The sequence below is a fragment of the Streptomyces sp. NPDC058001 genome (assembly GCF_042886315.1).
Taxonomy (GTDB): Bacteria; Actinomycetota; Actinomycetes; order Streptomycetales; family Streptomycetaceae; genus Streptomyces.
In genome coordinates, this window is record NZ_JBHVQT010000004.1 from 560,143 (window position 1) to 574,713 (window position 14,571).

Annotated in this window: 17 protein-coding genes; 7 read left to right on the forward strand and 10 right to left on the reverse strand. The window is 70.1% G+C overall.

Features of this window, described 5'->3' with window-relative positions; translation table 11 throughout:
* Positions 1-84 precede the first annotated feature (84 nt).
* The 3 genes from ACFVT5_RS12325 to ACFVT5_RS12335 all read left to right on the forward strand — a co-directional run bounded on the left by ACFVT5_RS12325 (position 85) and on the right by ACFVT5_RS12335 (position 3,953).
* Positions 85-867, forward strand: coding sequence for a class I SAM-dependent methyltransferase (locus tag ACFVT5_RS12325; RefSeq protein ID WP_389884965.1), 783 nt, complete (start codon positions 85-87; stop codon positions 865-867).
* A gap of 241 nt (positions 868-1,108) precedes the next feature.
* Positions 1,109-2,188, forward strand: coding sequence for an NlpC/P60 family protein (locus ACFVT5_RS12330; RefSeq protein WP_389884968.1), 1,080 nt, complete (start codon positions 1,109-1,111; stop codon positions 2,186-2,188).
* Between the two features lie 316 nt (positions 2,189-2,504).
* Positions 2,505-3,953 carry a PP2C family protein-serine/threonine phosphatase gene (locus tag ACFVT5_RS12335; protein ID WP_389884970.1) on the forward strand — a complete coding sequence of 483 codons (1,449 nt, stop codon included), beginning with the start codon at positions 2,505-2,507 and terminating at the stop codon, positions 3,951-3,953.
* A gap of 71 nt (positions 3,954-4,024) precedes the next feature.
* On the opposite strand, the gene ACFVT5_RS12340 is transcribed toward ACFVT5_RS12335, so the two are convergent.
* From ACFVT5_RS12340 to ACFVT5_RS12355, 4 genes are all read right to left on the reverse strand, one after another.
* Positions 4,025-4,366, reverse strand: coding sequence for a DUF2516 family protein (locus tag ACFVT5_RS12340; protein WP_389885296.1), 342 nt, complete (start codon positions 4,364-4,366; stop codon positions 4,025-4,027).
* 94 nt (positions 4,367-4,460) lie between these two features.
* Positions 4,461-5,066: a hypothetical protein gene (locus ACFVT5_RS12345; RefSeq protein ID WP_389884973.1), complete on the reverse strand. Its 606-nt coding sequence runs from the start codon at positions 5,064-5,066 to the stop codon at positions 4,461-4,463.
* Positions 5,067-5,137: 71 nt separating this feature from the next.
* Positions 5,138-5,575: a helix-turn-helix domain-containing protein gene (locus ACFVT5_RS12350; protein ID WP_389884976.1), complete on the reverse strand. Its 438-nt coding sequence runs from the start codon at positions 5,573-5,575 to the stop codon at positions 5,138-5,140.
* A gap of 169 nt (positions 5,576-5,744) precedes the next feature.
* The gene (locus ACFVT5_RS12355; RefSeq protein ID WP_389884979.1) at positions 5,745-6,653 is read right to left on the reverse strand and encodes an NADP-dependent oxidoreductase; all 909 of its coding nucleotides are present in this window, start codon (positions 6,651-6,653) and stop codon (positions 5,745-5,747) included.
* Positions 6,654-6,723: 70 nt separating this feature from the next.
* Here ACFVT5_RS12355 and ACFVT5_RS12360 point away from each other — a divergent pair, with 70 nt between their 5' ends.
* Entirely contained in the window at positions 6,724-7,329 is a 606-nt protein-coding gene (locus tag ACFVT5_RS12360) for a TetR/AcrR family transcriptional regulator (RefSeq protein ID WP_389884982.1), read from the forward strand.
* A 367-nt stretch (positions 7,330-7,696) separates the two neighbouring features.
* On the opposite strand, the gene ACFVT5_RS12365 is transcribed toward ACFVT5_RS12360, so the two are convergent.
* From ACFVT5_RS12365 to ACFVT5_RS12385, 5 genes are all read right to left on the reverse strand, one after another.
* Positions 7,697-8,167, reverse strand: a complete 471-nt coding sequence (locus ACFVT5_RS12365; protein WP_389884984.1) for a DUF3592 domain-containing protein — start codon at positions 8,165-8,167, stop codon at positions 7,697-7,699.
* A 52-nt stretch (positions 8,168-8,219) separates the two neighbouring features.
* Entirely contained in the window at positions 8,220-9,218 is a 999-nt protein-coding gene (gene gap / locus ACFVT5_RS12370) for a type I glyceraldehyde-3-phosphate dehydrogenase (RefSeq protein ID WP_389884987.1), read from the reverse strand.
* 121 nt (positions 9,219-9,339) lie between these two features.
* The gene (locus ACFVT5_RS12375) at positions 9,340-10,296 is read right to left on the reverse strand and encodes a GlxA family transcriptional regulator (RefSeq protein ID WP_389884990.1); all 957 of its coding nucleotides are present in this window, start codon (positions 10,294-10,296) and stop codon (positions 9,340-9,342) included.
* 147 nt (positions 10,297-10,443) lie between these two features.
* A complete protein-coding gene (locus tag ACFVT5_RS12380) occupies positions 10,444-10,878 on the reverse strand; it encodes a PPOX class F420-dependent oxidoreductase (RefSeq protein ID WP_389884993.1) in 435 nt (144 codons plus the stop codon).
* A 60-nt stretch (positions 10,879-10,938) separates the two neighbouring features.
* On the reverse strand, positions 10,939-11,766 hold the full coding sequence (locus ACFVT5_RS12385) for a hypothetical protein (protein ID WP_389884996.1): 828 nt from the start codon (positions 11,764-11,766) through the stop codon (positions 10,939-10,941).
* A 108-nt stretch (positions 11,767-11,874) separates the two neighbouring features.
* Here ACFVT5_RS12385 and ACFVT5_RS12390 point away from each other — a divergent pair, with 108 nt between their 5' ends.
* Positions 11,875-12,576 carry an alpha/beta fold hydrolase gene (locus tag ACFVT5_RS12390; RefSeq protein WP_389884999.1) on the forward strand — a complete coding sequence of 234 codons (702 nt, stop codon included), beginning with the start codon at positions 11,875-11,877 and terminating at the stop codon, positions 12,574-12,576.
* 77 nt (positions 12,577-12,653) lie between these two features.
* Here the strand turns inward: ACFVT5_RS12390 and ACFVT5_RS12395 are convergent, their stop codons facing one another.
* A complete protein-coding gene (locus ACFVT5_RS12395; protein ID WP_389885002.1) occupies positions 12,654-13,166 on the reverse strand; it encodes a GNAT family N-acetyltransferase in 513 nt (170 codons plus the stop codon).
* 132 nt (positions 13,167-13,298) lie between these two features.
* On the opposite strand from ACFVT5_RS12395, the gene ACFVT5_RS12400 reads away from it, so the two are divergent.
* Both ACFVT5_RS12400 and ACFVT5_RS12405 read left to right on the forward strand, forming a co-directional pair.
* Positions 13,299-13,988: a class I SAM-dependent DNA methyltransferase gene (locus ACFVT5_RS12400; RefSeq protein WP_389885004.1), complete on the forward strand. Its 690-nt coding sequence runs from the start codon at positions 13,299-13,301 to the stop codon at positions 13,986-13,988.
* Between the two features lie 13 nt (positions 13,989-14,001).
* Positions 14,002-14,559: a DinB family protein gene (locus tag ACFVT5_RS12405; protein WP_389885007.1), complete on the forward strand. Its 558-nt coding sequence runs from the start codon at positions 14,002-14,004 to the stop codon at positions 14,557-14,559.
* Positions 14,560-14,571 lie beyond the last annotated feature (12 nt).

The following is a 14,571-nucleotide window of genomic DNA, read 5'->3' on the forward strand; positions in this document are numbered from 1 at the left end:
GGCGCCCCGCAGGGAAAGGGCGGGTGGGTGGGGAGCCCCCCGTACCGACGGAACCACCGGCGCCCGACCCCGTAACCTCAAGGCATGCCCCCGCGCCCCATAGGCGTGGTGACCCGCGGCACCACCAACCCGAACCGCCTACGCCGCATGGACCGCTGGATCACCACCACTCACGCCCACCCCCTCCGCACCACCAGCGCCCCCACAGCGGTCGACCTCGGCTACGGCGCCGCCCCCTGGACAGCCGTAGAACTCCTGAACCGCCTCCGCACAGTGGCCCCCACCGCCGAGGTGGTCGGCGTCGAGATCGACCCGGCCCGCGTCACCGCCGCCACCCCCTACGCGCGCGAGGGCCTCACCTTCCGCCACGGCGGCTTCGAGGTCCCGCTCCCCCACCGCCCCGTACTGATCCGCGCCGCGAACGTCCTGCGCCAGTACGACGAGTCCGAGGTCCCCGCGGTCTGGCAGCGCCTGTGCGCCCGTCTCGCCCCCGACGGCCTGCTCGTCGAGGGCACCTGCGACGAGATCGGCCGCCGCCACGTCTGGGTCGCGCTCGGCCCGGAGGGCCCGCGTACGGTGACCTTCGCGACGCGCCTCGCATCCCTGGACCGCCCGTCCGACCTCGCCGAACGCCTCCCCAAGGCCCTCATCCACCACAACGTCCCGGGCGAACCGGTACACGCCTTCCTGCGCGACTTCGACCGCGCCTGGGCGACCGCCGCGCCCTACGCCGCGTACGGCGCACGGCAACGCTGGATCCGCGCCGTGCAAGACCTGACGGGCGACTGGCCGGTGACGGACGAACCGTCGAGATGGCGGCAGGGCGAAATCACGGTGAAATGGGACGCGTTGGCCCCGCGGCCATGAGTAACTGGCCTGAGTAACTGGTCTGAGCATCTGGCATGAGTGGCTGGGGCGTATCCGGCCGTGGGCCCGGGAACGATCTCGGGGGCCCGCTCGTCAGATGAGACGGGTGGGGACATCGGGCCGCAAGTCGGGCTTCACGACTCTGTCGTATTGCGCGGCGGCATGGCACCATCCGAGGGCGCACCACAAGTTACTGACGGTAAATCAGCTTGAGGTCTGAGGGTTTGAGGGGGGCGGAAGCGTGACCGTGAACCGCAGTCTGACCACCGCGGCCGTGGCGCTGGTCTGCGCGATCACCGTACTGGGAGCGCCGGGCACGGCGTTCGCCGATCCGGCGGCCCGTCCGACCCCGCAGCCGACCCCGGGCAGCTCAACACCCAAGAGCGACAAGACTCTTGAAGAGGTCCGCAAGGAGTTGGAGCGGCTCTATCACGAGGCGTCGGTCGCCACCGATCAGTACAACGCCGCTCAGGAGATGGCCGACGAGCAGTCGAAGCAGATCGTGGAGCTGGCCCAGGACATCGTCAAGGGCCAGGCGAAGCTGGACGCGTTGAAGGACCGCGCGGGCGCCGCCGCCCGCGACCAGTACCGCACGGGCGGACTGCCGACCGAGGCCCAGTTGATGCTGAGCGGCGACCCGAAGGGCTTCCTGGACGGCGCGGGCCGCGTCCGGCAGGGCCAGCAGGCCACCAAGGGGCTGCTCACGGACATGGCGAGGACCCAGCAGGACCTGGAGCTGTACGCCAAGGACGCGTCCACCGGCTGGAAGAAGCTGGAGGCCAACCGCAAGGCCAAGGCCGGCGCCAAGAAGAAGGTCAAGCAGCGGATCGCGGACGCGAAGAAGCTTGAGTCCCAGCTGGAGAAGGAGGACCGGGAGCGGCTCCTCAAGCTGGAGCAGGCGGCGGAGTTCAAGGCCCAGTCCACCTGGCTGAACTCCGGCATACTGGACGAGATCAACAGCAAGGCGAGCAGTCAGGGCAAAAAGGCCGTCGCGTACGCGACGAAGCAGCTCGGCAAGCCGTATCAGTGGGGCGCCGAGGGCCCGAAGACATTCGACTGCTCGGGGCTCACCTCACAGGCGTGGGCCGCCGGGGGCCGAGGCATCCCGCGCACCTCGCAGGCGCAGTGGGCCGGGCTCCCCCGTATCGCCATCGAGGACATGCGCCCCGGCGATCTGATCATCTACCACGACGACGCCAGCCATGTCGGGATGTACATAGGGGACGGCGCGATCATCCACTCCCCACGTCCGGGCCGCACGGTGACGATCGCCGGCGCCGGCTCCATGAAGATCCTCGGAGTGGTCCGCCCGGACAAGTAGGGCAAGTTGCCAAGTAGGGCGAGTGGCCCCGTAGGCAATGGGCTCCGCCATGTGACGGGCGGCACGTGATCTGGGGCACGTGATCTGAGGCACGTCGGGGTGAGGGCTCAACCTTGGGCGCGTGATGTTCGTCATCCCCTGGAGGACCATGCGCGCCCAATTGCGCCCTGGGATGCGGCATATGACGGTGGCTGATTGCCTCGCGCCATTCCATATGCCATTCCATTACGGCGCCGGCACCCGCTATGGTCCCCGTCTGGTGGGGCGTCGATCGTCGCCCCACCCTGCCCTCGGGGGGAGGGAAGGAAACCACACGATGCCCGCACCCGTACCGCGGCAGAGAGCGATCCCGGCCGCGGAGAGTGGTCAGGCTCAGACGGCGCCCACTGCCGCGCCCACGACCCCGGCGATACCGGCGGTCCCCACGCAGAACTCCGGTACGGCTTCGGATTCCGGTACCGCGTCGGATTCCTCTACGGGTTCCGGTTCCGCGTCCGGTCCGGCAGCGGACTCCGATTCCGCACCGGAACCCTGGCCCGGTCACGCGCCCGCATCGGGGACGAACCTCACCCTGCTGGTCATCGAGGACGACCCGGCGGGCGCGCTGAGCATCCCCGAACTCCTGGACGCGGCGGGCAAACCCATCCGTATCCGCACCGCCCGCAACCTCACCGAGGCCGAGCGGCTGCTCACCGACGACGTGCACTGCATCCTGCTCGACCTGGCTCTGCCCCAGGGGCGCCCGGGAGTTCCGGCCGGCGCGGGCGGCGAGGCCGACGAACTGGCCACGCTCAAGCACATCCTGCGCCTGGCCCCCCGGCACGCGGTCCTGGCCCTCACCGGCTCCGGCGACGCGGAAGGCGGCGCCGAGGCCGTACGCGTCGGCGCCCAGGACTACCTCTTCCGGGACGAACTGGACGCCCGGCTGCTGAGCCGCGCCATCCGGTACGCGGTGGAGCGCAAGCGCGCCGACTCCGCCCAGCACCAGCTCACCGAATCCCGTCTGCGCGCCCAGGAGAACGCCCGTCTGGAGCGCGGCCTCCTGCCGACCCCGCTGCTCGACGGCTCGTCACTGCGGTTCGCGGCGAGCTACCGCCCCGGCCGCTCCCGCGCGCTGCTCGGCGGCGACTTCTACGACACGGTCCGTACGCCCGACGGCACGGTGCACGCGATGATCGGCGACGTCTGCGGCCACGGTCCCGACGAGGCCGCGCTCGGTGTGGAGCTGCGGATCGCGTGGCGGGCGCTGACGCTGGCCGGACTGTGCGGCGACGAACTCCTGTCGACGCTCCAGCAGGTACTGGAGCACGAGCGGGCCGACGACGAGATCTTCGCGACCCTCTGCACGGTGGACATCGCACCGGACGGCCGCCGCGCCGGACTCAGCCTCGCCGGACACCCGGCCCCGCTGATCGCCCGCCCCGGCCGCCCGGCCGAACTGCTCCCGTACGAGAGCGGCGGCCCGGCGCTCGGGCTGCTGCCGCGCGCCCGCTGGCCGCGCCGACAGGTGGAGTTGGGCGGCGCCTGGAGCCTGATGCTCTACACGGACGGCCTGATCGAGGGCCGCGTCGGGGACGGGAACCGACGCCTCGGCCAGGACGGCATGGTCGACATCGTCCGCCGCCAGTTCGCGGCGGGCCTGCACGGCGAATCCCTCCTGGAGGCCACCGTCAACGAGGTACGGGACCTCAATGGCGGCGACCTCACGGACGATGTCGCCGTGGTCCTCCTCGACCGGCTGAGCGGCAGCGCACAGCGGCGCTGAAACGTTTGCCCGCCCGGCACGCCTGGGGAACGTCCGGGGACTTACCGCCGGACGACCAACCGCGAGACGGCCTACCGCCCGCCGTTGTACGGCCCGTACGGACCGTCGCTGCTGCTGCCTCGGCCACGGCGACCGCCACCGCCGCCGGAGACCTGGCGGAGCGCGGGTCGGACGTCGACGAAGAAGACGATCGTGGCGATCAGCCCGGCGATCTGCAGGAACAGCATGGGCACCAGGAGATTCACCGCGACGGTGATCCCCAGGATGATCAGCCAGAACATCTTGTTCTGCTTGTCGGCGGCACGGTACGCGTCATCGCGGGCCAGGGCCGCCATCACCAGAGCCACTACCGCCAAGACCAGCATGGCGGTGAAGAGCAGCCACATGAGGCCGCTGAATCCGGTCATCAGCACAGTGCCCACCACCCGAGTCGAATATTTCCTACGCCGCCACCGTACCCGCAGAACGAGCCGGGCACGCCGATCGTGCCCGGCTCCCTGCGGTTGTTCACTTGCCGGACGGCGGGGTGGGCTTCTTGGCGGAGGAGCTGCCGTTGGCGGGCTTGCGGGCCGGGGGCTTCTTCGCGACGGGCTTCTTCTCGGAGGCGTCGGGCGCCGGAACCGGACCGGGCTTCTCGTCCTCGACCTGGCCGGACTCCGGCTTGGGCTCGACGGCCTCGGCGACCTCAAGGATCTCGTCGGCGGCGTCCCCGCGCCAGGTCTTGACGGCCTCCTCGCCGTGCTCGGCGACCTTCTCGTAGGTCTCACGGGCCCTGACGGCGTACTCGGCGGCGACCCCGACCCCGCGCAGCGCGAAGTCCTGGGCGGACTCGCCGAGCTTCTTGAAGTCGGTGTCGAGGGTGCTGATGAACTCGGTGACCTTCGCCTGGAGGGTCTCCTGGACCTCCTTGGCGCGGGCCGTCGCCTTGTCCTGGACGGCCTTGGGGTCGGTGTTGCGCATGGCGTCGATACGGCCCGGAGCCTCGGCCCGCAGCTGGTCGACGAGCCCCGGCACCTTCTTGGCCTGCTGGTAGGCCAGATCGGCCGTACCGGCGGCGAAGTAGAGGGGGGTCGGGTCGGCGAACGTCTTACGCAGATCGTCGGTGATGGCCATGGTCAGCGGTCCTCCCGGATCACTTCGGTACGAGGGTTTTGTGGTGCTGTCTGTTGTCTGGTGTGCAGGTGTCAGGTTTCGCGCCGGCGGGCATCGCCGTCGTCGGAGTCGCCGCCGCCGTCCCCGGATATCGCGCCCCCGGGGGTGATTCCGTCACCGGGTGCGGTCCCGTTCTCCTTGCGGAAGGAGTCGTAGATCTGGAGCAGCACCTGCTTCTGCTGCTCGCTGATGGAGGGGTCGGCGAGGATGACGGCACGCGTCTCCAGCTCGTCCCGCTCGCGTTCGTCGAGGATGCCGGCGCGTACGTACAGCGTCTCGGCGGAGATCCGCAGGGCCTTGGCGACCTGCTGGAGCACCTCGGCGCTCGGCTTGCGCAGCCCGCGCTCGATCTGGCTCAGATACGGATTGGACACCCCGGCGGCGTCGGCGAGCTGCCGCAACGACAGCTGCGCGTTGCGCCGCTGTTCGCGGAGGTACTCACCGAGATTGCCGACGTTGAGCGATGCCATGCCTCCACCCTGCCCCGCCCCGCTAACTTTTGCAAGCACACGCTTGCAAAAGTGTTCCACACCACGTCGACATACAACCGACCCACCGATGGCGGCTATCCGTTCCCGGTCCATCTGCGGGCCACCGCCGAGGTCAGCTTGCCGGGCGGGCAACCGTGCAGGAACCGGCTCAGACGACAACGACGCGGCGCCCGCGTGTGTGACCGGCCTGGCTGTCGATGTGGGCCGCCGCGGCCTCGGCGAGCGTGTACGACTTCTCGACCGGGATGTGGAGCTTTCCCCGCGAGATGAGGCCGACAGCCTCGGCGAGCGCATCAGGCACGTTCCCGGTCACGCCCGAGAAGCGGACACCGAGTTCCGGCGCACCGAGATCGGCGATGGAGATCACCTTCTGCGGGTCCCCGGTCAGCTCGACGAGTTCGCGGATCACGCCCGAGCCGGCCAGATCGAGGGCCGCGTCGACCTGGCCGAGCTGCCGCACCCGTTCGACCCAGCCCTCCCCGTACGTCGTGGCGAGGGCGCCCAGGCTCCGCAGATGGTCCTGGTTCGCGGCCCCGGCGGTGCCGATCACCGTGATGCCGCGGTCGCGGGCGATCTGCAGCACCGCCGACCCGACTCCCCCGGACGCACCGCTGACCAGCAGTGTCTGTCCGGGCCGCACACCGACCTCACGGATGATCCGCAGCGCGGTCTCCACCACGGAGGGGTACCCGGCCGCCTCTTCGAACGTCAGCCCCTCGGGCATACGGGCCCAGGCCCGCAGTACAGCGAACTCGGCGTAGGTGCTCGACCCTCTGCCGAACACGTGGTCGCCGACCGCGACCCCTTCAACGCCCTCGCCGACCTCGTCCACCACCCCGGAGGCGTCCTGCCCCACTCCGGCGGGCAACTCGTTCGATTGGTGCGCCGGAGTGCGCTCTTTCTGGAACTGGCCCTCGCGGATCCTCCAGTCGACGGGGTTCACTCCCGCCACCCGCACGGCGATGCGTATCTGGCCGGGGCCCGCGTGGGGCTCCTCGGCCTCTATGAGTTGCAGAACATCCGGACCGCCGAACTCGGCGAAGCTCACCTTCTTCATGTGATGGACCGTAACACTAACGGTTAGTGTTTTGAAACAACTTCAACTTCGTACCTGATAGCGTGAAGGCATGACGACCGTGCCCCCGGGACGTCGCGAGCGCAAGAAGGCCGCGACCCGCCAGAAGATCGCTGATACCGCCCTGCGGCTCTTCCTGGAACGTGGGTACGACGCGGTGGGCATCCGCGACGTGGCCGCCGAGGCCGACGTGGCCGTCACCACGCTCTTCTCCCACTTCGCCTCCAAAGAGGCCCTGGTGTTCGAGCAGGACGAGGACTTCGAGCAACGCCTCGCGCAGGCGGTCACCGGCCGCGCGCCGCACGAACCGCTCATCCCCGTACTACGCCGCGAGATCCACGCCTTGGTGCGACATTGCACGGCGGACAGCGCCGCCCCGATCTGGCGCATGATCGACGAATCACCCGGCCTGCGGAAATACGAGGAGTCGATGAGGCTGCGCCACGCCGAGACGCTGGCAACAGCCATCGCCGCCGATCCCGAACTGTCACAGACCGCAACGGCGAGCCGGACGATCGCGAGGTTCGTGATCGACGCCTATTCGCTGGCCCGTGAAGCGGCCGAACCGGAGGCGGCGGTGGACGAGATCTTTGGGATGATCGAGGCAGCCTGGGAGGCCACCTGCCCGCGTAATCACCTGGACGAGGGGTTTGGGTGAAGTCGGCCTTCCGGGACGTCACCGCCGGCCACGAGGACCAGATGGCCAAGGTCTCCACGTCCATGCTCGCCGGCCCCGACACGTCCATCCGCGACTACGTCCTGGCCGAACAGGGCATCGAACGTCTCCGGGACGCGTTCACCGAGTACTTCCAGCGGTACGACGCCCTCCTGCTCCCGGTCCTGCCCATCCCTGCCCACGAACAGGGCTCACCCAGTTCACCATCAGCGGTCGGACGGTGGACGCCGCCCATATTCAGACGGCGACCATTCCGGAGTCGCTCAGCCCGGTCCGTGGCCAGCACCCCACGATCTGACAGTCAGTCCGAGAAGCCGTTGAATGCCTCAACCCAGAAGATGTGGCGGGCCTAGGAACGTCTCCGTGTCGCCCACGCGATGGCCGTCCCGATCCCCGCGATCACCAGTCCGATCCCACCGAAGATCAGCGGCAGCAGCCACAGCGAGGCGAACCCATTGATCCGCGCGTCCTCGGGGGAATCGGCGCGGTACAACACCTCGACCCGCTCGCCCTCTTCGTACGCCGGTGGATTGGAGCCCGTCGAGCTCCGGAACGTCCTCGGCGTGCCGTCCGTCGACGTGAACTCGACCACCGGATACGCCGCGGGCTTGTCGCTCGCCCGGTTCTTGCGGGATACGCCACTGTGGTCGCTCCGCCATTCCAGGGCCACCACCGTGCCCGGGGCGCGCTCCGCGTCCGCCAGGAACGAGATCGACACTCCCGCCAGGATCAACCCGACGACCAAGAACAGCGCCCCGAACGTGGTCACCCCGAACGTGATCCACCAGCGGGCCCCCCGCCCACGCACCTGAACCAGCACGAAGTCCCCCTCACTCGTCCGGAATGAGAGGGACGCTATCCCAGGTACCCGGTCAGCCGGTGGCGAGGAGTTCGAGCGTATCGATCACGCGGTTCGAGAAGCCCCACTCGTTGTCGTACCAGGCGACCACCTTGACGTGGCGGCCGTCGACGCGGGTGAGAGCCGAGTCGAAGATCGCCGAGGCGGGATTGCCCGTGATGTCGGACGACACGAGCGGGTCGTCCGAGTACTCAAGTACGGCGGCGAGCGGCCCCTGCGCCGCGGCGCGGTACGCCGCCAGCACGTCCTCGCGCGTCACGTCGCGGGCGACAGTCGTGTTGAGTTCGACGATCGATCCCACTGGAACCGGTACGCGGATCGAGTCGCCCGACAGCTTGCCGTCGAGATTCGGCAGTACGAGGCCGATCGCCTTGGCGGCGCCTGTCGTGGTCGGCACGATGTTGACACCGGCGGCACGGGCGCGGCGGGCGTCGCGGTGCGGACCGTCCTGGAGGTTCTGCTCCTGCGTGTAGGCGTGCACCGTCGTCATGAAGCCGTGCTCGATACCGGCGAGATCGTCGAGCACCTTGGCCAGCGGCGCGAGCGCGTTGGTCGTGCACGAGGCGTTCGAGACGATCGTGTGCACGGCCGGGTCGTACGCGTCGGTGTTGACCCCGAACGCGAGTGTGACATCGGCGCCGTCCGCCGGCGCGCTGACGAGTACCCGTTTCGCGCCCGCGTCGATGTGGGCGCGGGCGGCCGTGGCCGACGTGAAGCGGCCGGTCGCCTCCAGCACGATGTCGACGCCGAGTTCGGCCCACGGCAGCCGCACGGGTTCGCGCTCGGCAAGCACGGTGATGCGACGGCCGTCAACGACGAGCGCGTCCCCGTCGACGGTCACCGGGCGCCCGAGCCGGCCGGCCGTGCTGTCGTAGGCGAGGAGCCGCGCGAGGGTGGCGGGCTCCGTGAGGTCGTTGACGGCGACGACCTCCAGGCCGCTGTCGCGTTCGAGCAGTGCGCGCAGCACATTGCGTCCGATGCGGCCGAATCCGTTGATGGCGATGCGAGTCATGAGTGATGTCCCTTCCCTTCCACATCAGGCTCGCCCGCGGCCGGCGCCGCTGACAGTGGCGGGATCGCCACGGTTCAAAAGGATCCCGCCACGCAAGGATCCCGCCACGCCGCCACGCGGGTTACTCGCCCCGGGTGAAGGTGCGCCGGTACTCGCTCGGCGTGGTGCCGAGGATGCGCTGGAAGTGCAGCCGCAGATTCGCACCGGTGCCGAGACCGGCGTCGGCGGCGATCTGCTCGATGCCCCGCTGTGAACGCTCCAGCAGCTCACGGGCCACGTCGATGCGAGCGCGCATGACCCACTGCATCGGCGTGTACCCGGTGTCTTCGACGAAGCGCCGCGAGAACGTACGCGGCGACACCGCCGCGTGCCGGGCGAGCACGTCAAGGGTGAGGGGCTCGCCGAGCCGATGCAGTGCCCACTCGCGGGTGGCGGCGAACCGCTCGCCGAGCGGCTCGGGCACGCTGTACGGCACGTACTGCGCCTGACCGCCGCTGCGGTAGGGGGCCGCGACCAGGCGCCGGGCCGCGTGGTTCGACGCGGCCACCCCGAGATCGCCGCGCAGAATGTGCAGGCACAGGTCGATACCCGAGGCGGCGCCTGCCGACGTCAGCACACTGCCCTCGTCGACGAACAGAACGTTCTTGTCGACCTGGACGAGCGGATGCTTCGCCGCGAGTGCGCGCGTGTAGTGCCAGTGCGTCGTGGCGCGCTTGCCGTCGAGCAGGCCCGTGGCGGCGAGCGCAAAGGCGCCCGTAGAAATGGCGGCGAGCCGCGCGCCCCGATCATGGGCGGCGATCAGCGCGTCAACGACGGCCTGCGGCGGGTCATCGCGGTCCGGAAAGCGGTAGCCGGGGACGAAGACGACGTCGGCCCACGCAAGCGCGTCGAGGCCGTGGGCGACGTAGTACGCGAGGCCATCGCCACCGGTCACGAGACCGGGCGCCGCGCCGCACACCCGCACCTCGTACGGCATGCTCGCGCGGGTCGTGAACACCTGCGCCGGAATACCGACATCGAGAGGCTTCGCACCTTCGAGCACGAGGACGGCGACGTGATGCAGGGGTGAGGCTGGCACGTGGACGAGGGTACGCAGGGCGCGGTGAGCGCGTCCGGCGGCGACGGAGCAGCCGGACCGGCTCCGGTCCCTCCGTCATGTGGGCGGCGACCGTGATGCCATCGGCACCCGCCGACACCGTCAAATGCTGATCCTCAGCGCGTCGTCTTACGACAGATCGGCCCCGTAAACCTTCTCCACCGTCAGTGTCAGCAGTACGCGGTGGTCCGTGACCATGACGGAGCGGTACTCCGCCCAGTTCGGGTGTTCGCCGGCGGCGGATCGGTAGTAGTCCACCAGGGCCTCGACCTCGGGGCCATCGGGGTCGGTTCCCGGGCCCGCGAGGGTGACCGTGCCCTCGGCGGTGGCCCACGCGCGGCCGTCCGCGCTGGTCACCTCCAGGGCCGCCCGTGGGTCCCGGCGCAGGTTGGCGATCTTGGCGGTGCCCGCGGTCGTCGACACCCGGATGACTCCGGCCGCCTGGTCGTACGACGGCATGACGGGCGACAGCTGGGGGCGGCCGTCGGACTTGATCGTCGCGAGTACGCCGAGCCGGCTCCGTGCGAGCAGCGCGTGCGGGTCGAAACGTGTGTCGTCGCTCATGGCTCGTTCAACTAGGCGCCGGACGGCTCGTATTCCGGTCCGGCTCGTGTTCCTCGGAGTTCACTCGGACGGCGGCTCTTCATGGGCGCCGGGGGCCGTGGTCGGCCACTCGGCGTCGATCTGGGCCGCCACCGAGAAGTCCGTACCGCAGTCGGGGCAGGTCGCGTCGCCGAAGACGTAGGTCAGCGCGTGGGCGATCTCGCGCTGCCCGTCGGCGAGCGCGGTGTCGTGCAGCCGTCGGCCGATGCCGTCCAGATGGGTGGGGTCGGCCGGGCGCAGGGGGCGGGTCCCCGCGTCGCCGGCCGCCGGGGCGTGGTCGTCCCGGGAGCAGAAGTGGCCCCGCTCCCCGATGACGACGAAGACGCCCGCCTCGCAGGCGGGGCAGGCGAGTTGGTACTCCTCGTTCGTGAGCCCCCACGCCAGTTCCTCGCTCCATCCCGCCACGCCCTCGAAGGCCAGGACGGCTTCCAGGAGGTACGCGTACTCGACGTGGTCGGGCGCGGTGCCGTCGGATGTGGTGCGCAGGTGGGCGTTCGCGAGGGACAGCAGGGTGGCGATCTCGGCCGCGTACCGTTCGCGGACGCCGCCACCGGTGCCGGGCGGCTCGGTCGCGCCGGCGATGATCGCAGCGGCCAGGGCGACGGCGTTGACCCGTTGCGTACGATCACCCGCGCCACCCCCGCCCCCGCCCCCTCCGCCGCCGTCGGCCACGCTCGCCAGCCAGGGCAGGGACGCGAAGCTGGCCGGATAGACGCTGCCCTGGTGACACAGCGCCGACCACAGATCGGCCCAGTCCTCGGGCGTCGGGTCCGACGCGAGCCGGTCGAGCAGCGGGGGTATGTCCTCCGCCGAGCCGTACGCGTGAGTGAGCTTCGACCAATCCGTCATGGACCCATCCGCCACAGACCTGTTCGTCATACGGGAATCCAAGCAGGTTCCGTCCGGGCAGGAGGTCGGTCCGGGGCCGTTGTCAGACCCTCGCGTTACGTTGATCTCATGGCTGAATTCGTTGTGGTGGCTGGGGCCTGGCTCGGGGGCTGGGCGTGGAGCGATGTGGTGCCGGAGCTGCGGGCCGCAGGGCACGGGGTGCATCCCGTGACGCTGTCCGGACTCGCGGAGAGACGGGGCGTGGAGGCGGGGCAACAGACGCATGTGCAGGACATCGTGGACGAGGTGGAGCGGCTCGATCTGCGGGACGTCGTCCTCGTCGGGCACAGCTACTCCGGTATCCCGGTCGGTCAGGCCGCCGAGCGGATCGGGGACCGGCTGACCCGGGTCATATTCGTGGACGCGGGCGTTCCGGCGGACGGTGAGTCCTTCGCCTCCGCGTGGTGGCAGGGCCGGGCAGCCTTCGAGGCGATCCTCGCGGCGGACGGCGGGTCGTGGGCGCCGATCACGGCGGAGGACTGCGAGGGGCAGGAACTCACCGACGAGCAGATCGCCCGGTTCGTGGGCGGTTCGACCCCGCATCCGGGTGCCTCGCTCACCGAGCCCGCCGTAGTGACCCGCTCCATGGGCGAGCTGCCGGCGACGTACATCAAGTGCCTGCTCGACGGCGACCAACCGACCGATGACGTCGCCGAGTTGCTGAAGAGCGAGCGGTGGAACCTGGTGGAGATGGACACCGGCCACTGGCCGATGTTCTCCCGACCGGCCGAGCTGGCCCGGATCATGGACGCGGCGGTTACGGGAGGTTGAGCACGGGACGACCCCGATGGCCCCGGTAGCACACCGAGCTGGCGGGCCGGGCTGGTGGATGGCGGGGTGCGGGTGGCTCACTCCAGCTCGTCGGCCAGCAGGTCCATGAGGAGCCCGTCGTGCCAACTGCCGTCGGGCCCGCGCTCGTACTGCCGCATGAGGCCCACCGGGCGGAAGCCGACCTTGCGGTAGGAGCGGATGGCGGCGGTGTTGTCGGCGGCCGGGTCGATGACGAGCCGGTGGTATCCGTGGTCGTCGATCAGATGGCGGGCGAGGGTGCGGACGGCGTCGGTGCCGATGCCGCGCCCGTGGACAGCGGGGTCGACGTAGATGTCGATATTGGCGTGCCGGTAGTCCGGCTCGTCCTCGGCGCCCCACTGGATCGCGCCGACCACCCGGCCCTCGTACTCGATCGCGAGCGTCCGGGCCTCGGGGTCTGCGAGGTCGTCGGCCACCTCGGCCGTCAGGTCGTCGCCGCCGCGCCAGCGCGCGTACACCTCGGGCGTGGTCCGGATCGCGGCGAGTTCCGGGATGTCGGCCGGTGTGGCCGGACGCAGGGTGACCAGGGTTCCACGCAGGATCGTCCGCATGCCCGTCATCATCCCAAGGGGGTACTCGGGGGCGCGCGGGGATTGATGCTCCTCTGATGCTCCCTTCGGCGGATGCTGCTCTCGGCTGACGCTCCTCTCGGCTGTCGGTGGCGGGAGGTAGCGTCCTCGCCCATGACCATGCCTGCCGCCCGCCTTGGGACGACCCGCGCGTCGTACGACACCGTCGCCGCCGACTACGCCGAACTCCTCGCCGCCGAACTGGACAAGAAGCCGCTGGACCGAGCGATGCTCGCCGCGTTCGCGGAGGTGGTACGGGCGGCCGGTGCGGGACCGGTGGCGGATGTCGGGTGCGGACCGGGTCGGGTCACCGCGCATCTGACCGGGCTGGGGGTGACCGCGTTCGGCGTGGATCTGTCGCCGGGGATGATCGAGGTGGCCCGGCGAAGGCACCCGGACCTGGAGTTCGGCGTGGGGTCGATGACTGCGCTGGACATCGAGGACGGCACCCTCGGCGGGGTCCTCGCCTGGTACTCGACATGCCACACCCCACTGGAGCAACTGCCGTCCGCCTACGCGGAGTTCCACCGGGTACTGGCCCCGGGCGGGCATCTGCTGACGGCGTTCAAAGTGGGCGGCGAGCAGGTGCACTTGGACCGTGCGTACGGTCACGAGGTGGACCTCGACGTCTACCGGCACGGCCCGGACGAGGTCGCCGCGCTCCTGACGAAGGCGGGGTTCGTGGTGACGGGGCGCCTGACGAGGGAGGCGGACGTCGACGGGTCGTACCGGGAGAGCACGGCGCAGGCATTCATCATGGCGACCCGGAGCGATATTCCTTTGGCCCCCCGGCCGACCCGCTGACACCCTGCCCACCATGACCACAGCCGGTACGACGCCCATGACGAACGTCCGTGTCGACCTCGTGGTCCGCCAACTCGACCTGGTCTGGACGCTGTTCGAGTACCACGTGGAGAAGCTGGACGACGAGGACCACTTCTGGGAACCGGCGCCGGGCGCCTGGAGTGTGCGGCGCGACACGGCCGGGCGATGGGTGGCCGACTGGGAGGTACCGGAGCCGGACCCCGTACCGAACACGTCCATCGCCTGGCTGACCTGGCACATCGGTTACTGGTGGACCACGACTCACCAGCACTGCTTCGGTCCGGGCGCACCGGCGCGCGAGGACATCACATGGCCCGGCACGGCGGCGGCCACCGCCGACTGGCTACGCACCCTGAAGACCGACTGGCGCACCGCCCTACTCCCCCTGACGGACGCGGACTTGGACTCCACGGCCCGTACGGCGGGCCTTCCTTGGGGCGGGAACCTGACCCTCCTGGACATCGCGAGCTGGGTGAACTTCGAACTCACGAAGAACGTGGCGGAAATCGGCGTGACCCACCGCCTGCGGGCGGCGCGAGAGCGGACCTAGCCACCGGCGGAC